The following is a 17,402-nucleotide window of genomic DNA, read 5'->3' on the forward strand; positions in this document are numbered from 1 at the left end:
GGACAGACCCATGACCCATCCACCGCTGGCCATCGTGGTCAAGGGCTGGCCGCGCCTGTCCGAAACCTTCATCGCCCAGGAACTGGTCGCGCTTGAACAGTTGGGAGTGAATTTCGAGGTCTGGTCGCTGCGCCACCCCACGGACACGCGCCTGCACGACCTGCACCGCCAGATGAAGGCGCCGGTCCACTACCTGCCCGAATACCTGTATGAGGAACCGGAGCGTGTGCGCCTGGGCTTCCAGGCCGCGCAGGCGATGCCGGGCTACCGGCGGGCGCAGGCGACCTTTCAGGCCGATTATGCCCGCGACACCACGCCGAACCGCCTGCGCCGCTGGGGGCAGGCCTGCGTGCTGGCCCGTGAATTGCCGGAGGAGGTGCTGGGCCTTTACGCCCATTTCCTGCACACCCCGTCCTCGGTCGCGCGCTATGCCGCCATCCTGCGGGGCCTGCCGTGGAGCTTTTCGGCCCATGCTAAGGACATCTGGACCTCGCCCGACTGGGAGATCGAGGAAAAGCTGGACCCGTCCCGGTTCGGCGCGGCCTTCGGGGTGACCTGCACGGCCTACGGGGCCGAACGGCTGCGGTCGTTGTCGGCGGCGCCGGAACGGATCCGGCTGGTCTATCATGGGCTGGACCTGACGCGTTTCCCGGCCCCGCCCGCGCGCGCGCCGCGGGCGGCCGACGGGCCGCTGAAGATCCTTTCCATCGGCCGGCTGGTGGAAAAGAAGGGCTTCGACCGCCTGATCGAGGCGCTGGCCCTGCTGCCCGCCGACCTGGACTGGCACTGGACCCATATCGGCGGCGGCGACCTGGGCGACAGGCTGAAGGCGCAGGCCAAGGCGGCGGGCGTCTCGGACCGGATCGACTGGCTGGGAGCCCTGGCGCAGGGCGACGTGGTGCAGGCGCTGGCGACCTCCGACCTTTTTGTCCTGCCCTCCCGTGTGGCGACTGATGGCGACCGGGACGGATTGCCTAACGTGCTGATGGAAGCGGCGTCGCAGAAGCTGCCCATCATCTCGACCCCCGTGTCGGCGATCCCGGAATTCGTCCAGAACGGCCGTCATGGCCTGCTGGTCGAAGACACCGGCCCGGCGCTGGCGCAGGCGATCCGGGACATGGCGGCCGACCCGGCCCGTGCCGCGGCGATGGCCGGGGCCGCATATGACAGGCTGGTCAGCGACTTTGCCGTGATGCCCGGCATCCGCACGCTTTCGGGCCTGCTGAACGGTATCACCCGCGCCGGGGTCGTGATGGCCCGCGACCCGGTCGGCGCGGCATGATCCGTGCCGCCTTCTTCGCGCCCCTGAAGGCGCCGGACCATCCGGTGCCCTCGGGCGACAGGGAAATGGGCCGCGCGCTGCTGGCCGCGCTGTCCCATGCGGGAATCGAGGCGAAGACGGTATCCCACATCCGACTTTACGACGGGCGCGGCGACGCGGTCCGGCAGGCGGACCTGCAGGAACAGGCCGCGGCCGAGATCGCCCGCCTTGTGCCCCTCCTGAAGGGCGCCTGCGATCTCTGGATCAGCTACCACAATTACTACAAGAGCCCCGACCTGATCGGCCCCCATGTCGCCCGGCAACTGGGTGTGCCTTACGTCCAGATCGAGACCTCGCGCGCCAGGTCCCGCCTGACCGGCCCGTGGGCGTCTTTCGCGGCAGCGGCAGAGGCGGCCAGCGATGCGGCCGATCTGATCTTCTACCTGACCGCACTGGATGCCGAGACGCTGGAGCGCGACCGGGTCGACGGTCAGAAACTGGTCCACCTGGCCCCGTTCCTGCCCCGGTCCGGGGTCGGTCCACAGGCGGCCCCCGGTTCGGGGACACGGCTTCTGGCCGTCGGCATGATGCGCGACGACGTCAAGCGACAGTCCTACGGGATCATCGCCGAAACGCTGGCCTGCCTGACGGCCCGAGGCTGGACGCTGGACGTGGTCGGCGACGGTCCCGCCCGCGCGGCGATCGAGGCCGACATGGCCCCCTTTGCCGACCGGGTGACGTTTCACGGCCGCCTGGACCGCGAGGATCTGCCGGCGGTCTATGCCGCGCACGACATCTTCTTCTGGCCCGGCGTGAACGAGGCCTATGGCATGGTCTACCTTGAAGCCCAGGCCGCGGGGCTGCCGGTCGTGGCCCAGGACGGCCCCGGCGTGCGCGAGGTCGTCCCGGCCGAAGGCATGGTCCCGGTGGGCGCAGGCCCCGACGGGCTGGCCCGCGCACTGGATGCCCTGATCGCCGACACGTCGCTGCGGACCGCACGCGGTACGTCCGCGCGCCGGAAGGTCACCGACTGTCACTTGCTGCCGGCTGCCGCGCGGACGCTGGCGGACGGTATCGCCACCGTGCTGGAACGCGCGGCATGATCCGTATCGCCCTTCTGCGCCACGGCCACACGTCGTGGAACCGCGAACACCGCATCCAGGGCCGAAGCGACATTCCCCTGGACGATGCCGCCCGCGCCGATCTGGCGGCGCTTTCGTTGCCGGCGCCCTGGGACAGGGCCGACCTCTGGTCCAGCCCGCTGCTCCGCGCAAAGGAAACGGCCGAAATCGTCGCGGGACGCGCCCCGCACCTGTCGGACCGGTTGACCGAGATGAACTGGGGCGACTGGGAGGGCCTGCACGGAGCAGACCTTCTGGCCGATCCCGCCGTCGACTACCGCCATATCGAGGACTGGGGCTGGGATTACAGCCCGCCGGGGGGTGAGCCTCCATCTGCGCTGCGCGACCGCCTTCTGGAGTGGTGCGCTGGGCTGGAACGCGACGCGGTCGCCGTGTGCCATATCGGCGTGATGCGGGTATTGCTGGCGCTGGCCCATGGCTGGGATTTCGCCGGGCCTGCACCCTTTGCCGTCAAGCGCGCCCGGCTTTATCCGTTGATCTGGGAAGACGGCCGCCTGCGCCCCGATCCCGAGGTCGAGACCGTCCGCCTTGTGCCACGGGGAAATGCGGCATGAAGGTGATGATCGTCGTGACCCACCTTCTGGGCACCGGCCACCTGTCCCGCGCCCTGACGTTGGGCCGGGCCTTTGCGGCGGCGGGGCATGACGTTGTCCTCGCCACCGGCGGGCGCCCGGCGCCGCAGTTGGACGCGACCGGAGTGACGGTGGTGCAATTGCCGCCGTTGGCTTCGGACGGAACCGCGTTCACGACGCTATTGGATGCGGACGGTGCGATAGCCGACGACGCCTATCTGGCTGCGCGTCGGCAGGCGCTGTTGGATGTGCTGGAAGATACCGGTCCCGACGCGCTGATCACCGAGCTTTTCCCCTTCGGCCGCCGCGTGCTGAGCGCCGAGTTCCTGGCCCTGCTGGACGCCGCCAAGGGGATGCAGCCGCGCCCGCGGATCTATTGCTCGATCCGCGATATCCTGGCCCCGCCGTCGAAGCCCGCCCGCGCCGAACGGGCAGAGGAGATCGTGGCCGATCACTTCGACGCCGTGCTTGTCCATTCCGACCCGGCCGCCACGCGGCTGGAGGCGAGCTGGCCGGTGACGGCGCGCCTGTCGGGGAAATTGCGCTATACCGGCTATGTTGCGCCGCCCCCGGCCGGCGCGCATCCACAGGGCGTCGGCGCCGGAGAGATTCTGGTCAGCGCCGGCGGCGGTGCCGTGGGCGACAGTCTTTATGCCGCGGCGCTGGGCGCGGCCGGGCTGGTGCCGGCGCCGATGCGGATGCTGGTGGGCGGGGGAACCCAGCGGCTGGCCGAATGGCAGGACCGCGCGGGATCGGCTGCAAAGGTCGAGGGGCCACGGCCCGACTTCCGCCAGATGCTGCAGGGTGCGGCGGCTTTGGTGTCGATGTGCGGCTACAACACGACGCTGGATGTTCTGCAGGCCGGTGCGCCGGCGGCCTTCGTCCCCTTCGACGACGGCGGCGAGGTCGAACAGACCCTGCGTGCCGAAAGCCTGGCCCGGCTGCCCGCGATTCGTGTCGTACCGGCCGCAGGCCTGACCCCGGCCCTGCTGGCCGAGGCGGTGGCCCGGGTCATGGCCGAAGGCCGCCGCACGGCTTCGGGCCTGCGCTTCGACGGCGCCGCCGAAACGGTACGTATCGTGACAGAGACCGCGGCATGAGCATGGCCATAGACTGGACCCCGCTGGACGCGGAACTGGACCTTTGGGCCGCCGAAGGGCGTGTACTGCCGTTCTGGTGGCGCGATGACGATGCCGTGTCGGATACGCCCGAACTGCAACGGATGGTGGCGCTGGCAGACGGTGCGGGCCTTCCGGTCCACCTGGCAGTGATCCCGGCCCATGCCGACCGGCGGCTGGTCGCGCGGGTGGTGGTCGAAGACGCTCTGGTGCCGCTGGTTCATGGCTGGCGCCACGAAAGCCACGCGCCCCTGACCCAGAAGAAGGCCGAATTCGGCGACCATCGCCCGCCCGGGATCTGGCTGGACGACGCGCGCGACGCGCTGTGGCGGATGGAAGAGCTGTTCAACCGGGACCTTCTGCCGGTCTTCGTACCGCCCTGGAACCGCGTGGCGCCGGAGGTAGTCGAAGGGCTTGCTGGGCTGGGCTATCGGGCGATCTCGACCTATCTGCCGCGGAAGCGACCCATGTCCGCGCCCGGGCTGGTGCAGGTGAACACACATCTGGACCCGGTGGCGTGGAAAACGACGCGGGCGTTGGCGGATCCGTCGGCGCTGGTGGCGGGCATGGCCCTGGACATGGCGGCGCGGCGGGCGGGCACGGTGGATGCGACAGAGCCCTTTGGCCTGCTGACCCATCACCTGATCCACGACGACGATGTCTGGGATTTCGTGGCCGCGCTGCTGGCGCGGCTGTCGGCGGGACCGGTGCGGTTCTGCCGCCTGGAACAGGAACTGAACTTGGAGGACGGGCAATGAGCCGGCTTGATTCGATGCTGCGGCGACTGGCAGCGCAACGCGACGGTCTGAACTGGGCGGCCGAACAGATCTCAGGGCTTCCGGGCGACGTGCTGGACCTGGGCCTGGGCAACGGGCGCACCTACGACCACCTGCGAGAGGTCCTGCCGGACCGTCGCATCTGGGTCGTGGACCGGGTGCTGGCCTGCCATCCGTCCTGCGTGCCGCCGAAGGAAGACTATCTGGAAGGCGAGGCGGAACCGATGCTGGACCGCCTGGCCGCGACCGGCACGAAGGTGGTGCTGGCGCATTACGACCTGGGCCGCGGCGTGAAGGAAGAGGACGTGGCCGAAGCGGCACGTCTCAGCCCGGCGCTGATGCGGGTCATGGCACCCGGCGGGCTGGTGGTGTCGGGCCAGCCGCTTGTGGGCTTTTCCGAGGTGAAGGCCCCCGACACGATTCCGCCCGATCGCTACCTGTTCTACGTCGCGGCGTAAGGGAACCGGCCGCAGGGCCGGTTCGGGATGCCCTTGAAGAAAGGGCCTTCGCGGCCGCTTTCTTCAGGCGGCCCGGCGCCCGCGCGACCAGACGCCGCCCAGGATCGGGGTGCGGCCGTGGAGCCGGAAGCGGATCAGGTCGGCGCGTTTGCCGATTTCGACCGTGCCACGATCCTGCAGCCCCACGGCTTTCGCCGGTGTGGCCGTGACTGTTGCCAGCCCCCGTGCCATGTCGCCCCACAGTTCGCCCAGCTGCACTGCGCCCAGCAACAGCGCGGCCGGCACGTAATCCGACGACAGGATGTCCAGCAGCCCCTCGTGCGCCAGTTCCGCGGCGGCGACGTTCCCGGAATGCGATCCGCCCCGGATCACGTTGGGCGCGCCCATCATCACGGGAATCCCGTTTTCGTGGCAGACCTGCGCTGCCTCGACCGTGGTCGGGAACTCGGCCACCTGCACGCCATGGGCCGCGGAATGTTCGACCTGGGCCCGGTTGCTGTCGTCGTGGCTGGCCAGAACAGCACCGAACCGCCTGGCACAAGCCACGGCATGCGCTTCGTGCGGGGGGCCAAGGCGGTCGCGCTGTTCCATCAACTGGTCGCAATAGGCGTCGAACGCCGCGCCGGTCAGGCCCTGGGTCCGCTTCATGTAGTCCGCCAGTTTCGAGACATCCGCATATTGCCGTTGCCCCGGCGTGTGATCCATCAGCGACACGATCCCCACGCGGTCCTCGGGCCCGAATTCGTTCAGGTCGTCCACCAGCGTCTCGGCGCAGATTTCGGCCCGAAGGTGCAGGAAATGGCTGATCCTCAGCGTCCCGGCTTCGCGCAGGTCCCACAGTTCCGTCGCCAGCCCGCGGGCATAGGCCTTGGTGTCGGACCGCGACGACGGGTTGAAGCCCACCCGCATTGCGTCGAAAACCGTGGTGATGCCCGTTGCAGCCAGTTCCGCGTCATGGGCCAGGATTGCGGCGGCATGGGGCCAGTCGACCCCGGGCCGCGGATGCAGATGCTGCTCCAGGTTGTCGGTATGCAGCTCCACCAGGCCGGGGGCGATGAAGTCGCCCTCGCAGTCCACCGCGCCGGCCGGGACGGATGTCCCCTCGTCGATCGCCACGATTTCCTCGCCGGCGATCTTCACGGCGCCGGTACGGACTTCGTCCGCCAGGATCAGCCGCGCATTGGCCAGGATCATCTCTTGCGTCATTTTGCTATGCCCTTGGTGCATGAGAAATCTGATTTGAAGGAAACGGCGGCCCCTTCGGGCCGGCCCGGGTTTCCAGCCCCGAATATCCAGCAAGGAGGTCCCGTTCGTGACCGACCCCGTCTTTCGCCGCCACGCGCTTTATTTCCTGCCGCGCACGACCGAACCCTGGGTCCGCTTCGCCACCGACTGGTTGGGCTGGGACGCCGAAGCGGGGGCCGAGGTCGCGCATCCGGACGTCCCGGGCCTGCCCCTGCCGGTGGCACAGATCACCGAGCGTCCGCGCAAGTACGGGCTGCACGCAACGATCAAGGCGCCCTTCCGCCTGGCGCCCGGTGTCTCGGAGGAGGATCTGAAGACCGCCGCCGCAGCACTTTGTTCGACCCTGAAGCCGGTGATGCTGGACGCGCTTGCGGTCACCCGCCTGGGCCGCTTTCTCGCCTTGCGGCCCGTGGGCGACGAAACCGCCCTGAATGCTCTGGCCGGCGCCTGTGTCGAAGGGCTCGACCCCTGCCGCGATGCCCTGACCGAGGCGGAACTGGCCAAGCGCCGCGCCAGCCGGCTGACGCCTGCACAGGACGCTCTGCTGCTGCAATGGGGTTACCCTTACGTGATGGACGAATTCCACTTCCACATCACCCTCTCGGGGCCGTACCCGCAGGATATCCAGGCCCCGGTCGCCGATGCGCTGGAAGCGCGCCTTCACCCGATGCTGCCGCGCCCCTTCGTCATCGACGAACTGGCCCTGGCGGGCGAGGCGGACGACGGACGCTTCCACCTGGTCCATCGCTACGCGCTTTCGGGGTGAAGCGCGGCCAGCGCCGCCTCCACCGCAGTGTCCAGCGCGCCGGAGTTGTCGATCCGGTGAACCCGCGCCAGCCCCTCGGGCAACTCCAGCGCCGCCCGGCCCAGCCGCTTCGCCTGGCCTGCCGCATCCTCGCGGCCGCGGGCCGCCAGCCGCTCAGCAAGGATGGCCTCGTCGGCCTCCAGTGCCAGAACGATCAGGGTGCCGAACCGGTCCTGCGCCTGCCGCAACACCGCGCGGGACAGATTGACCAGAACGCCGGTCCCGGCCTCGGCCCGCTGGCCGTCGATGGTGGCAGGAATGCCATAGGACAGCCCGTGCGCCTGCCAGTGCAGCGCAAAGGCGCCGGCCGCCACCATCCCGGCAAAGACGTCTTCGGTCACCGGCTGATAGTCCTCGCCACCCGCTTCGGGGGCCCGGGTGATGACACGGCGCACGGGACGGATGCCCGGATCGCGGGCCAGAAGCGCCGCCATCACGGAATCCTTGCCGACGCCGGACGGCCCGACGACGGCGATCACCGGCGCCGGGGCTGGGGTCGGGGCGCGGCGGTCGCTCATACCTGGGCCATGGGCGCGAATTCCCGCACGTCGACCTCGCGGGTGCAGACCCGCGCCCGCGCTTCGGCGTCGTGAAAGATGCCGACGATCGCCGCGCCGCGCTCCCGTGCTTCCCCGATCAGCGACACGACCACCTCGCGGTTCGCGGCATCCAGACTCGCGGTCGGTTCGTCCAGCAGCAGAACCGGATAGGGATGGACGAAGCCGCGGGCGATGTTCACGCGCTGTTGTTCTCCCCCGGAAAAAGTCGTCGGGCTCAGGTCCCACAAGGGGGCCGGCACGTTCAGCCGCGCCAGCAAGGTCTCGGCCTGCGCGCGCGCCACGTCCCGGGGCACACCCAGCGCCACCAGGGGTTCTGCCACGACATCCCGCGTCGGCACCCGCGGCACGACCCGCAGGAACTGCGAGACATAGCCCAGCGTCTGGCGCCGAAGCGCCAGGATGTCCCGGGGAGCGGCCGTGACGATATCCGTCCCCGCCACCGACAACACACCGGCCGATGCGCGATAGTTTCCGTAGATCAGCCGCATCAGCGTCGACTTGCCGGCGCCCGACGCGCCCGTCAGCGCCACGCATTCCCCGGGGCCTACGTGCAGCGAGGCGCCGGTCAGCACCTCGATCACTGCGCCGCCCTGGTTGTGAAGCGTGAAGGTCTTCGACAGGTTCTCGATACGGATCATTGTCCCGCTCCAATCAGATCAACACCGGCTGCAAAAGGCCCGGTCCGGAAACGCGGGGCCGCGCCCCCTGCTTCTTTGGTCTTCAAATACCTCAGGGGTCCGGGGACAGCGTCCCCGCGCCGCCGCAGGCGGCCCACGCCCCCCGAAACATGCCCGACGCTGCTCACAGCCATCTCTGCCAGCGCATCAGGAAATAGGTCAGCACCGACGACACCAGCATTCCCAGCAGCGTCAGTTCATAGCCCCAGGCATCCTGCAGTTCCGGCATGTCGCTGAAGTTCATGCCGTAGATCGACGCGATCAGCGTTGGCGGGATGAACAGCGACGTCACCGCCGACATGACCGAAATGGACCGGTTCTGCCCCAGTCCGATCATCCCCATCGTGGCATCGGTGGCAAAGCTCACCCGTCCCGTCAGATAGTCGCAATGCACTGCCAGGGCCGCGATGTCGCGTTCCAGCCCCGGCAGCACCGGGCGCAGCGCATGGGCATCGGCGTGTTTCAGCAGCGCAGGTTCCAGGTGGCCAAGCAGCCGGTCCAGGTTCATCAGGGCCATCCGGATCTTGCCGATCAGTTCCGCCATCCGGCCGGTGCGCTTCAGCGTCTCTTCCAGCTCGGTATCCGACTTCCGGTCGTCGTCGAAGATCCACAGCGCCAGTTCGTCCAGACGGTCGCCGATCCGCTCCAGCATGTCCGCCAGCCCGCCGATGTTCTCGCCCAGCAGGCCCAGCAGCAGGCACCGCGGGTCGGTACAGCCGATGGCGGTCTGATGCGCCGAATCCGGGTACATCTTGAACGCCCGCACCGCGTGGTGGCGCACCGTGACCAGCTGGTGTTCGGCCAGCATGAAGGTCACCGGCCCGTTCGCGGGCAGGCCCTGAACGTCGCGCCCCGGCATCACCACGGTCATGTAGTCGACGCCATCGTCACGGTATAGCCGGTTCGATGGTTCCAGTTCGCGCATCTCCGCCTTGGTCGGGATCTCGAAGCCAAGGGCCGTCACCACCGCAACCTGATCTTCCGTGGGGCGGTATAGGTCGATCCACAGCGCCTCGGACACATCGGCGTCCGGGGCCTGGAGGATCAGCCGACCGTTCAGGAGCGAATACGCGAAAATCATGGACTAGACCTGCAGGACTGAACTCACCAGAAGCTGAGTATAGGCGTCCTGGGGGTCGTCAAGAACCTGGTCTGTCAGACCCTGTTCCACCACCCGGCCCTGACGCATCACCATCAGCCGGTCTGCCAGAAGGCGCACGACGGCCAGGTCATGGGTCACCACGATGGCCGACAGCCCCATGTCGTGGACCAGCCCGCGGATCAGGTCCAGCAGACGCGCCTGCACCGAAACGTCCAGCCCGCCGGTCGGTTCGTCCATGAAGGCGAGCCTGGGCCCCGTCACCAGGTTCCGCGCAATCTGAAGCCGCTGCTGCATCCCGCCCGAAAAGTCGCGGGGCCGGTCGTCGATCCGGTCGTCTGCGATTTCCACCCGGCCCAGCCAGTCCTGCGCCTCGGCCCGGATCGCGCCATAGTTCCGCGCACCGACCGACATCAGCCGTTCGCCGACATTGCCGCCGGCCGAAACGCCCATCCGCAATCCGTCCCGCGGATTCTGGTGGACGAAGGCCCAATCGGTCCGGGCCAGCATCCGACGGCGCGGTTCCGACAGCTTCAGCACGTCCCGGGGACCGCCTTCACGCATGTCGAAGACAACTTCGCCGCTGTCGGGCACCAGCCCGCCGGCCATGCAGTTCAGCAGTGTCGTCTTGCCGGACCCGCTTTCGCCGACGATCCCCATGACCTCGCCCGGATACAGGTCGAAGCTGACACCGGTGCACCCGATCCGCGCGCCATAGCGCTTTTCCAGGTTCCTGACGGACAGAATCGGGTTCATGCGGCGTCCTCCGCCGCGGCGACGCGCGACCGGCAATAGTCGGTGTCGGAACAGACGAACATCCGCCCGCCCGCGTCGTCCAGGATGACTTCGTCCAGGTAACTGTCTTCCGCCCCGCAGATCCCGCAGCAACCCGGCGCCTTGCGGGCCTCGAACGGATGATCCTCGAAATCCAGACTGACGGCCGGGGTCCAGGGCGGCAGCGCATAGATCCGCTGTTCCCGTCCCGCGCCGAACAGCTGGATCGCGGCGGATTCCAGCTTCGGATTGTCGAATTTCGGAATGGGCGAGGGGTCCATGACATAGCGGTCGGCCACCTTCACCGGATAGGCGTAGGAGGTCGCGATCTCGCCGTGGCGGGCGATGTCCTCGTAGAGCTTCACATGCATCAGCCCATATTCCGCCAGCGCGTGCATCTTGCGCGTCTCGGTCTCGCGCGGTTCCAGGAATCGCAGGGGTTCCGGGATCGGCACCTGGTAGACCAGGATCTGATCCTCGGTCAGCGGCCGTTCGGGGATGCGGTGGCGGGTCTGGATCAGGGTCGCCTCGCCCGTGGCCTCGGTCACCGCAACCTGGGCCGTCTTCTGGAAGAAGGCCCGGATGGACACCGCATTGGTCGTGTCGTCGGCACCCTGGTCGATGACCTTCATCACGTCCTCGGGCACCAGCACCGCGGCCGATACCTGCACGCCGCCCGTACCCCAGCCATAGGGCATCGGCATCTCGCGGCTGGCAAAGGGCACCTGGTAGCCCGGGACGGCCAGCCCCTTCAGGATCGCCCGGCGGATCATCCGCTTGGTGTCCTCGTCCAGATAGGCGAAGTTGTAACCGCTCATTCCGCGGGCTCCTCTACCATGGGTTGCGTCGCGTCCGGCGCGGCGGCCTGCTGCGCCGCCTCGGCCTCGCGCCGCAGGCGCCGCACCAGTTCCAGTTCCGCCTGGAAGTCGACATAGTGGGGCAGCTTGATGTGCTCGACGAAACCGGTGGCCTGGATGTTGTCGGAATGGCTGAGAACGAATTCCACGTTCTGCGCGGCCGCCCCGGCATTCTCCTCGCCCAGTTCCTCCCAGCGCAGGGCCCGGTCGACCAGCGCCATGGAAATCGCCTTGCGCTCGGTCTGGCCGAAGACCAGGCCATAGCCGCGCGTGAACTGTGGCGGTTCGACCTTGGATCCCTTGAACTGGTTCACGGTCTCGCATTCGGTCACGTCGATCTCGCCGATCTCGATGGCGAAGCCCAGTTCGGGGATCTCCATCTCGACCGGCACCTTGCCGATCCGCAACTCGCCGACGAAGGCGTGGTTGCGGGCATAGCCGCGCTGCGTGGAATAGCCCAGGCCCAGCAGGAACCCTTCGTCCCCCCGTGTCAGCGCCTGCAAGCGCACGGCCCGGTCGGCCGGGAAGGACAGCGGTTCGCGGGTCAGGTCCCGTGGCGTGGCATCGGATTTCGCTTCCTCCTGCAACAGGCCTTCGGCCCCCAGGAAGCTGGCGATATGAGGGATATCCATGGGGTCTGCCGGCTCGCTGACCGCTTCCGGCGCACCGCCTTCGGCCGCCAGCTTGAAATCCAGCAGGCGGTGCGTGTAGTCGAAGGTCGGCCCCAGGATTTGTCCGCCGGGCGCATCCTTGAACGTGGCCGAAATGCGCCGGTCGCAGTCCATCGCACCGGTGTCCAGCGGTTCGGACGCGCCGAAGCGGGGCAGGGTGGTACGGTAGGCGCGGATCAGGAAGATCGCCTCGATCAGGTCGCCGCGCGACTGCTTGATCGCCAATGCGGCCAGGTCGGGATCGTAGAGGGACCCTTCGGCCATCACCCGGTTCACGGCCAGCGCCAGTTGCTCGCGGATCTGTTCGATGCTCAGCTCGGCTATGCCGGTGTCGCCCCGCCGTTCCTCGGCCAGCCAGGCATGGGCGTTGTTGATGGCGCGTTCGCCGCCTTTCACTGCCACATACATCGTCAGCCCTCCGCTTCGATCCGGGTGCTGCGGGGCAGGCCGGCCAGGGCCGTACCGCAGGTGAAGAAGATGTCGATCCCCAGCGGGAACAGCATCGCATTGTCCTGCAACAGCGCGATGTCGGGCAGGGACAGCCGGGCGCTGTCCCTGATACCCGGACCTGTCAGCACGGCGTCCGTGGCGTCGAGCCCCGGAAGCTCGGCGAACAGCGTGACCGACCGGTCGGGATAGTCCGGCGTCCCGATCCGGTAGCGATCCAGCGGCTTCAGATCTGCCCATGTTCCAACGGCGAATTCCGCATCCCCGGCCGCTGCCAGCGGGGCGCCGGTGTGAAACCGGACCCAGTCGCGCACGGGCGCGCAATCGGCCGGGCCCGCCAGGTGCAACGGCGTTCCGGTATCGCACAGCGTCAGGATCAGCCCGGCCTGTGCCGGCGACAGCGGCGCAGGGGCGCTGACCATGCCCAGTTCCCCGATCTCGCCCGGACGGGCCAGCACGGTCATGATCACGCGAAAGGCGCGGGCGGCATCGCGGCCGGGATCCCCGAAGCCACCGGAGAAATGCGAACCATCTGCGGCAGGGTTCATGCGTCCTCCCCCCGGACCAGAGTGAAGAAGTCGACCTTGGTGGCAGCGGCCTTGCCGGCGCGCCGGGCGCGGGCCTCTTCCATCCCGGCCTCCAGCTTCGACAGGATCTCCGCCTCGATCCGCGGGGCCTCGTCCCCCTGCATCAGGGCGTCGACCAGGGCCGCGGCCTCGGCCTTGTCCCGGCCGCGGCCCTGGACATAGGCATGGCCCACCCGGCCGTCGGCGGTCCGGACCGAACAGCGGGTCACGGTCATTTCGCCCAGGTTGAAGGGCGCACCGTTGCCGCCCATCCGGCCACGGACCATGACCGCCCCGGCCTCCGGTCGGCGGAGCCAGTCGAAGTCGGGCTTGGGCGCGTAGCCGGCCCACAGCGACAGCACCTGCGCCTCCGGTGCCCGGGACAGAAGACTCATCCACCGGCGGCGCTTTGCCTCGGCTGAAGGTACGGCAGGTGTCATGCGAGATTTCCCCATCTGCGGCGAAAAAGACTATACTTCATGTCGAACATGTCGAATCCGGCTTGGACAAGTGCGCAAAGCAATCTATACAACTGGACAAATTTTAGACTGCCAGCACCGCCTTCGCAACGGGTTCGCTGTGAACTTTTGATGACAGGACGACCCACGACATGAGCCGGATGCCGCTCTGGAAATTCATCGCCAATTCGCTGAAGGCGGACATTGCCGAAGGCCGGAACGCCCCCGGCACGCGCCTGCCGACCGAGGCGCAGCTGGCTGCCCGCTTCGGCGTGAACCGACATACGGTGCGGCGGGCGATGGCGTCCCTGTCGGATGAAGGCCTTGTGCATTCCCGGCGTGGCGCCGGCGTCTTCGTGGCGGCACGTCCGACGGACTATCCGATCGGCACACGCGTGCGTTTCAACCGGAACCTCTATGCGGCGGGCCGCCTGCCGTCGCGCCGGATCCTGGCTGTGACCACGCGCGCCGCCGACCAGCGCGAGGCCGAGGCGCTGGACCTCGACCCCGGTGCACCGGTCCATGTCTACGAAGGCATCTCGCTGGCGGACGAACAGCCGCTGGCGCTGTTCCGGACCTGCTTTCCGGCAGACCTGCTGCCGGACCTGCCCAGCTTCCTGCGGGCCGATCCCTCGATCACCTCGGCCCTGCGGCAGGCGGGCGTCAGGGATTATGTCCGTGTCTCGACCCGGATCACGGCGATCCAGGCCACGGCAACGGATGCGCGCCACCTTCAGATCCGGCAGGGCGCGCCTCTCCTTGGGACGGAGAGCATCAGTGCCGACCCGAACGGCGTGCCGGTCGAATTCGGCCGCACCTGGTTCGCGGGCGAACGTGTAGCGCTGACTGTCGGCAGCAGCGACCTGCCCGCCGTCGAGCCTGACTGACGGGCTATTCGTATTTCTCCAGGAACGCCTCCACGGACATGTTCCGAAAATCTTCCAGCGCATCGTGCAGGGCGTCGTGCGGCCAGTCCCACCAGGCCAGCGCGATCAGCCGCTCGGCAATGTCCGCGTGCTGGCGCCGCCGAATCGGCTTGGCAGGCAGGCCGGCCACGATCGTGTAGGGATCCACGTTCTTTGTCACTACGGCGCCCGCGGCCACGACGGCCCCATGGCCCACGGTCACGTCCGGCTTGATCTGGGCATTGTGTCCGATCCAGGTGTCGTGTCCGATCGCGGTCCGCCGGGCCCGCCGCTTCTCGAACCATGCCGCATCGTCGGGCGTGTCTTCCCAGTACGAGGCCGAGCGATACAGGAAATGGTGCAGCGATGCCCGGTCCAGCGGATGATCCGTGGCACCGATCCGGACGCAGCTGGCGATATTGGCGAACTTCCCGATCTCTGCATTGGCGATGTCGCAGAAACGGTCGCAATAGGAATAGTCGCCGACGCTCGAATGAGCGATGCGTGTCATGCGCCCGATTTCGACAAATCCGCCGAGGCGGCTCTCGGTTATCGCGCAGTCCTCGTGGATGCGCGGCGTCCCGGCGGACAGGCGATCGGTCTTGCTCATTCGGTATCCTCGCTGTGCGGATGCTGTCCGGCCACGGTCCCGGTGGCGCCGTGTGGCGCCTCCGGCGGGAGTATTTTTGAAGAGAAGAAGCGGGGGACTGCAAGTCGGGACCGTGCCCCTTCTTCTCTTAACAAATACCTCCGGGGGTGCGGGGGCAGAGCCCCCGCGCGGTCCCTAGGGACCGCTATCGCCCCCGGCGATCAGGCGGCGGCGCAGCCAGCCGGACAGAGAATCCATGGCCATCACAAGAAGCACGATCAGGACGATGAAATAGGTCACCTTCTCCCAGTCCTGCTGGGTGATGATAGCTTGCGTGATCAGCAGGCCAATGCCACCGCCCGTGATCGCGCCGATCACCGTGGCCGAGCGCGTGTTGGATTCCAGGAAATACAGGAGCTGCGAGATCAGAACCGGCACCACCTGCGGGATCACCCCGAAACGATAGCGCTGGACCGCATTGGCGCCGGTCGAGGTCACGCCTTCGATGGGGGCCTTGTCGACGTTTTCCAGCGCTTCGGAAAAGATTTTGCCGAAGGTGCCCGTGTCCGTGACCAGGATCGCCAGCGCGCCGGTCAGGGGGCCGGGGCCGAAGGCGCGGGCCAGGACGATGGTCCAGATCAGCGCGTCCACCCCGCGGACGAAGTCGAAGGCCCGGCGCATGGTGAAACGGACCGCCAGGAAGGGAGAGAAGTTGCGGGCGGCCAGGAAGGCCAGAGGCAGGGCCACGATCCCCGCGCCGAAGGTCCCCAGGAAGGCCATCAGGATCGTTTCGAACAGGGCCCAGGCCACGTCCTGGTGACGCCACATCGTGTTGGTCCAGAAGGCGGTCCAGATATCGCCGGCCTCGCCCCGAACCGCGTGGCTGGCCACGTCGATCACGTTCATGCCGTAATAGGGGCTGTCGATGGTGAACCAGAACGCCTCCCATCCCAGGAAATAGCGAAAGACCTCGGTCCGGTTGCGGGTCACGGTCAGGCGGCCGGCTTCGGTGGTGATGGCCACGCGGTTCCTGGACGCGTTGATCCAGCCCGGCAGCTCGCCCGGGGGATAGGTCGCGTTTACGCCGTTGCGGCCGGGATCGGCCGTGAACGTGCCATAGCCCGGGATCGCGTAGGTCACCCGGCTGCCGGGTCCGAAGGTCACGATGTTGTCGCGGCCCAGGTCGATCACCGTCTCCGTGCCGCGGGCCACCCAGTCGGGGGCCTTGTCGGCGTCGTAGGTGCCGTTCCGGCGCCCTTCGATCGACACGTCGACCTGTCCCGTCCGGTTATCGCGGGTAACGTGCATCTTGTAGCTGTAGCTGTCGGAGATCAGCGTATGCGCCTTTTCGACATCCGCGCGGGACCACAGCCCCGCTACGTCGAAGGCGAAGAAGATGTAGGCCAGGTAAAGGATTGCCACGGCGGGAACCGCGAAGCCCATGAGCCGCTTGGTCCGGAACAGATGGTCGGCGCCCGCCTTCAGCAGGTCGATATCGCTGGTGGTGACGGTCATGCGCGGGCTCCTTCCCTGGGTTGGCGGCCATGGGTCAGCTGTGTGCGGAGATAGCCCGAGAACTGGTCGACGGCGACGATGGTCAGGAAGAGAAGGATGAAGATGGCGGCGGCCTGGTCGTATCGGCCCTGGCCCCAGGACATCGCGTTGCGCAGGTCGTAACCGATGCCGCCGGCGCCCACGAAGCCCAGGATGGCCGAGGCGCGGATGTTGATTTCCAGCCGCAGCAGCGCATAGCTGACATAGTTGGGCCCGACTTGCGGGATCACGCCCAGGTACATCTTCTGTGCCCAGGTGGCGCCGACGGATTGCAGGCCTTCGACCGGCTTCAGGGACACGTTTTCGTTCACTTCGGAAAAAAGTTTGCCCAGCGCGCCGGTGGTGTGGATGGCGATGGCGATCATCGCCGGGACGGGGCCGCCGCCGAGGACGAAGATCAGGACCAGCGCGATGACGATTTCGGGGATGGCGCGGGCCACGTCCATGGTCCGGCGGAAGACCGGGATCAGCCCCGGCCAGCGGGCCAGGCCGCGGGTGGACAAGAGCGCCAGCAGCGTGCCGAAGGCCGTCCCGATCAGGGTCGAGGCCGCGGCGATGTTCAGCGTTTCCACCAGTGCGGGCAGGTGGTCGACCAGGTGGCCGGGCAGCCGGGCGGCATTGGCCCAGGCTTCGCCCAGAACTTCGGCCGGGAAGTCGAAGACATGGGTGATCCCGTCCCAGAAGCCGCCGGCATTGCGGCTGTCGGCGGTGCGGAAGCCGGCCGCCATGAGGGCCACGAAGACCGCCAGCAGGACGACACTGTAGACGCGCTTGCGGCGGGTCAGCGCCATGTAGTCGGCCTGGACGGCATCTGTGCCCATGCGGGCGGTGGTATCTGCCATGTACGGATCCCCGGACGGAAAGAAGC

At 68.0% G+C, this 17,402-nt stretch carries 20 protein-coding genes; 8 read left to right on the forward strand and 12 right to left on the reverse strand.

What is annotated here, in order from left to right; translation table 11 throughout:
• Positions 1–10: 10 nt before the first annotated feature.
• The 6 genes from FQK05_RS23835 to FQK05_RS23860 are packed head-to-tail and all read left to right on the forward strand — an operon-like array spanning position 11 to position 5,327.
• Positions 11–1,282, forward strand: a complete 1,272-nt coding sequence (locus FQK05_RS23835; protein WP_158971707.1) for a glycosyltransferase family 4 protein — start codon at positions 11–13, stop codon at positions 1,280–1,282.
• Positions 1,279–2,364, forward strand: coding sequence for a glycosyltransferase family 4 protein (locus FQK05_RS23840; RefSeq protein WP_158971709.1), 1,086 nt, complete (start codon positions 1,279–1,281; stop codon positions 2,362–2,364). Before FQK05_RS23835 ends, FQK05_RS23840 begins: the two co-directional genes overlap by 4 nt.
• Entirely contained in the window at positions 2,361–2,957 is a 597-nt protein-coding gene (locus tag FQK05_RS23845) for a histidine phosphatase family protein (protein ID WP_158971712.1), read from the forward strand. Before FQK05_RS23840 ends, FQK05_RS23845 begins: the two co-directional genes overlap by 4 nt.
• Complete coding sequence (locus FQK05_RS23850) at positions 2,954–4,075, forward strand: glycosyltransferase family protein (protein WP_158971714.1); 1,122 nt, start codon at positions 2,954–2,956, stop codon at positions 4,073–4,075. Before FQK05_RS23845 ends, FQK05_RS23850 begins: the two co-directional genes overlap by 4 nt.
• Positions 4,072–4,851 (forward strand): polysaccharide deacetylase family protein, encoded by a 780-nt coding sequence (locus tag FQK05_RS23855; RefSeq protein WP_325063967.1) that lies wholly within the window; start codon positions 4,072–4,074, stop codon positions 4,849–4,851. The genes FQK05_RS23850 and FQK05_RS23855 overlap by 4 nt, the downstream gene beginning before the upstream one ends.
• A complete protein-coding gene (locus FQK05_RS23860; protein ID WP_158971716.1) occupies positions 4,848–5,327 on the forward strand; it encodes a class I SAM-dependent methyltransferase in 480 nt (159 codons plus the stop codon). Before FQK05_RS23855 ends, FQK05_RS23860 begins: the two co-directional genes overlap by 4 nt.
• A gap of 63 nt (positions 5,328–5,390) precedes the next feature.
• On the opposite strand, the gene FQK05_RS23865 is transcribed toward FQK05_RS23860, so the two are convergent.
• A complete protein-coding gene (locus tag FQK05_RS23865; protein ID WP_158971718.1) occupies positions 5,391–6,533 on the reverse strand; it encodes an alpha-D-ribose 1-methylphosphonate 5-triphosphate diphosphatase in 1,143 nt (380 codons plus the stop codon).
• 106 nt (positions 6,534–6,639) lie between these two features.
• Here FQK05_RS23865 and FQK05_RS23870 point away from each other — a divergent pair, with 106 nt between their 5' ends.
• Complete coding sequence (locus FQK05_RS23870; protein ID WP_158971720.1) at positions 6,640–7,338, forward strand: DUF1045 domain-containing protein; 699 nt, start codon at positions 6,640–6,642, stop codon at positions 7,336–7,338.
• Here FQK05_RS23870 and phnN read toward each other — a convergent pair.
• The 8 genes from phnN to phnG form a co-directional block, all read right to left on the reverse strand.
• Entirely contained in the window at positions 7,320–7,895 is a 576-nt protein-coding gene (gene phnN, locus FQK05_RS23875) for a phosphonate metabolism protein/1,5-bisphosphokinase (PRPP-forming) PhnN (RefSeq protein ID WP_158971722.1), read from the reverse strand. The two genes, FQK05_RS23870 and phnN, sit on opposite strands and share 19 nt — an antisense overlap.
• Positions 7,892–8,575 carry a phosphonate C-P lyase system protein PhnL gene (gene phnL / locus FQK05_RS23880; RefSeq protein ID WP_158971724.1) on the reverse strand — a complete coding sequence of 228 codons (684 nt, stop codon included), beginning with the start codon at positions 8,573–8,575 and terminating at the stop codon, positions 7,892–7,894. The genes phnN and phnL overlap by 4 nt, the downstream gene beginning before the upstream one ends.
• A gap of 163 nt (positions 8,576–8,738) precedes the next feature.
• Positions 8,739–9,695 carry a CorA family divalent cation transporter gene (locus FQK05_RS23885; protein ID WP_158971726.1) on the reverse strand — a complete coding sequence of 319 codons (957 nt, stop codon included), beginning with the start codon at positions 9,693–9,695 and terminating at the stop codon, positions 8,739–8,741.
• A gap of 3 nt (positions 9,696–9,698) precedes the next feature.
• Positions 9,699–10,469 carry a phosphonate C-P lyase system protein PhnK gene (gene phnK, locus FQK05_RS23890; RefSeq protein ID WP_158971728.1) on the reverse strand — a complete coding sequence of 257 codons (771 nt, stop codon included), beginning with the start codon at positions 10,467–10,469 and terminating at the stop codon, positions 9,699–9,701.
• Positions 10,466–11,305, reverse strand: coding sequence for an alpha-D-ribose 1-methylphosphonate 5-phosphate C-P-lyase PhnJ (locus tag FQK05_RS23895; RefSeq protein ID WP_158971730.1), 840 nt, complete (start codon positions 11,303–11,305; stop codon positions 10,466–10,468). The genes phnK and FQK05_RS23895 overlap by 4 nt, the downstream gene beginning before the upstream one ends.
• Positions 11,302–12,423 (reverse strand): carbon-phosphorus lyase complex subunit PhnI, encoded by a 1,122-nt coding sequence (locus FQK05_RS23900; protein WP_158971732.1) that lies wholly within the window; start codon positions 12,421–12,423, stop codon positions 11,302–11,304. The genes FQK05_RS23895 and FQK05_RS23900 overlap by 4 nt, the downstream gene beginning before the upstream one ends.
• Positions 12,424–12,425: 2 nt before the next feature.
• Positions 12,426–13,010 (reverse strand): phosphonate C-P lyase system protein PhnH, encoded by a 585-nt coding sequence (gene phnH, locus FQK05_RS23905; RefSeq protein ID WP_158971734.1) that lies wholly within the window; start codon positions 13,008–13,010, stop codon positions 12,426–12,428.
• On the reverse strand, positions 13,007–13,468 hold the full coding sequence (phnG, locus tag FQK05_RS23910; protein WP_158971736.1) for a phosphonate C-P lyase system protein PhnG: 462 nt from the start codon (positions 13,466–13,468) through the stop codon (positions 13,007–13,009). Before phnG ends, phnH begins: the two co-directional genes overlap by 4 nt.
• A gap of 170 nt (positions 13,469–13,638) precedes the next feature.
• Here phnG and phnF point away from each other — a divergent pair, with 170 nt between their 5' ends.
• The gene (gene phnF / locus FQK05_RS23915) at positions 13,639–14,373 is read left to right on the forward strand and encodes a phosphonate metabolism transcriptional regulator PhnF (protein ID WP_158971738.1); all 735 of its coding nucleotides are present in this window, start codon (positions 13,639–13,641) and stop codon (positions 14,371–14,373) included.
• A gap of 4 nt (positions 14,374–14,377) precedes the next feature.
• Here the strand turns inward: phnF and FQK05_RS23920 are convergent, their stop codons facing one another.
• From FQK05_RS23920 to phnE (FQK05_RS23930), 3 genes are all read right to left on the reverse strand, one after another.
• On the reverse strand, positions 14,378–15,001 hold the full coding sequence (locus FQK05_RS23920; protein ID WP_158971740.1) for an LbetaH domain-containing protein: 624 nt from the start codon (positions 14,999–15,001) through the stop codon (positions 14,378–14,380).
• A gap of 174 nt (positions 15,002–15,175) precedes the next feature.
• Complete coding sequence (gene phnE, locus FQK05_RS23925; protein ID WP_158971741.1) at positions 15,176–16,495, reverse strand: phosphonate ABC transporter, permease protein PhnE; 1,320 nt, start codon at positions 16,493–16,495, stop codon at positions 15,176–15,178.
• On the reverse strand, positions 16,492–17,376 hold the full coding sequence (phnE, locus tag FQK05_RS23930; protein ID WP_158971743.1) for a phosphonate ABC transporter, permease protein PhnE: 885 nt from the start codon (positions 17,374–17,376) through the stop codon (positions 16,492–16,494). Before phnE (FQK05_RS23930) ends, phnE (FQK05_RS23925) begins: the two co-directional genes overlap by 4 nt.
• Positions 17,377–17,402: the final 26 nt, after the last annotated feature.

Source organism: Chachezhania sediminis (genome assembly GCF_009765275.1).
GTDB classification, from domain to species: domain Bacteria; phylum Pseudomonadota; class Alphaproteobacteria; order Rhodobacterales; family Rhodobacteraceae; genus Chachezhania; species Chachezhania sediminis.

Coding starts and splice junctions, on each gene's coding strand:
- FQK05_RS23855 (WP_325063967.1), top strand. CDS start 4,072: ATGAGCATGGCCATAGACTGGACCCCGCTGGACGCGGAACTGGACCTT.
- FQK05_RS23840 (WP_158971709.1), top strand. CDS start 1,279: ATGATCCGTGCCGCCTTCTTCGCGCCCCTGAAGGCGCCGGACCATCCG.
- phnN (WP_158971722.1), bottom strand. CDS start 7,895: ATGAGCGACCGCCGCGCCCCGACCCCAGCCCCGGCGCCGGTGATCGCC.
- FQK05_RS23845 (WP_158971712.1), top strand. CDS start 2,361: ATGATCCGTATCGCCCTTCTGCGCCACGGCCACACGTCGTGGAACCGC.
- phnF (WP_158971738.1), top strand. CDS start 13,639: ATGAGCCGGATGCCGCTCTGGAAATTCATCGCCAATTCGCTGAAGGCG.
- phnL (WP_158971724.1), bottom strand. CDS start 8,575: ATGATCCGTATCGAGAACCTGTCGAAGACCTTCACGCTTCACAACCAG.
- FQK05_RS23850 (WP_158971714.1), top strand. CDS start 2,954: ATGAAGGTGATGATCGTCGTGACCCACCTTCTGGGCACCGGCCACCTG.
- FQK05_RS23835 (WP_158971707.1), top strand. CDS start 11: ATGACCCATCCACCGCTGGCCATCGTGGTCAAGGGCTGGCCGCGCCTG.
- phnE (WP_158971741.1), bottom strand. CDS start 16,495: ATGACCGTCACCACCAGCGATATCGACCTGCTGAAGGCGGGCGCCGAC.
- phnK (WP_158971728.1), bottom strand. CDS start 10,469: ATGAACCCGATTCTGTCCGTCAGGAACCTGGAAAAGCGCTATGGCGCG.
- FQK05_RS23865 (WP_158971718.1), bottom strand. CDS start 6,533: ATGACGCAAGAGATGATCCTGGCCAATGCGCGGCTGATCCTGGCGGAC.
- FQK05_RS23860 (WP_158971716.1), top strand. CDS start 4,848: ATGAGCCGGCTTGATTCGATGCTGCGGCGACTGGCAGCGCAACGCGAC.
- phnE (WP_158971743.1), bottom strand. CDS start 17,376: ATGGCAGATACCACCGCCCGCATGGGCACAGATGCCGTCCAGGCCGAC.
- FQK05_RS23900 (WP_158971732.1), bottom strand. CDS start 12,423: ATGTATGTGGCAGTGAAAGGCGGCGAACGCGCCATCAACAACGCCCAT.
- phnG (WP_158971736.1), bottom strand. CDS start 13,468: ATGACACCTGCCGTACCTTCAGCCGAGGCAAAGCGCCGCCGGTGGATG.
- FQK05_RS23920 (WP_158971740.1), bottom strand. CDS start 15,001: ATGAGCAAGACCGATCGCCTGTCCGCCGGGACGCCGCGCATCCACGAG.
- FQK05_RS23895 (WP_158971730.1), bottom strand. CDS start 11,305: ATGAGCGGTTACAACTTCGCCTATCTGGACGAGGACACCAAGCGGATG.
- phnH (WP_158971734.1), bottom strand. CDS start 13,010: ATGAACCCTGCCGCAGATGGTTCGCATTTCTCCGGTGGCTTCGGGGAT.
- FQK05_RS23885 (WP_158971726.1), bottom strand. CDS start 9,695: ATGATTTTCGCGTATTCGCTCCTGAACGGTCGGCTGATCCTCCAGGCC.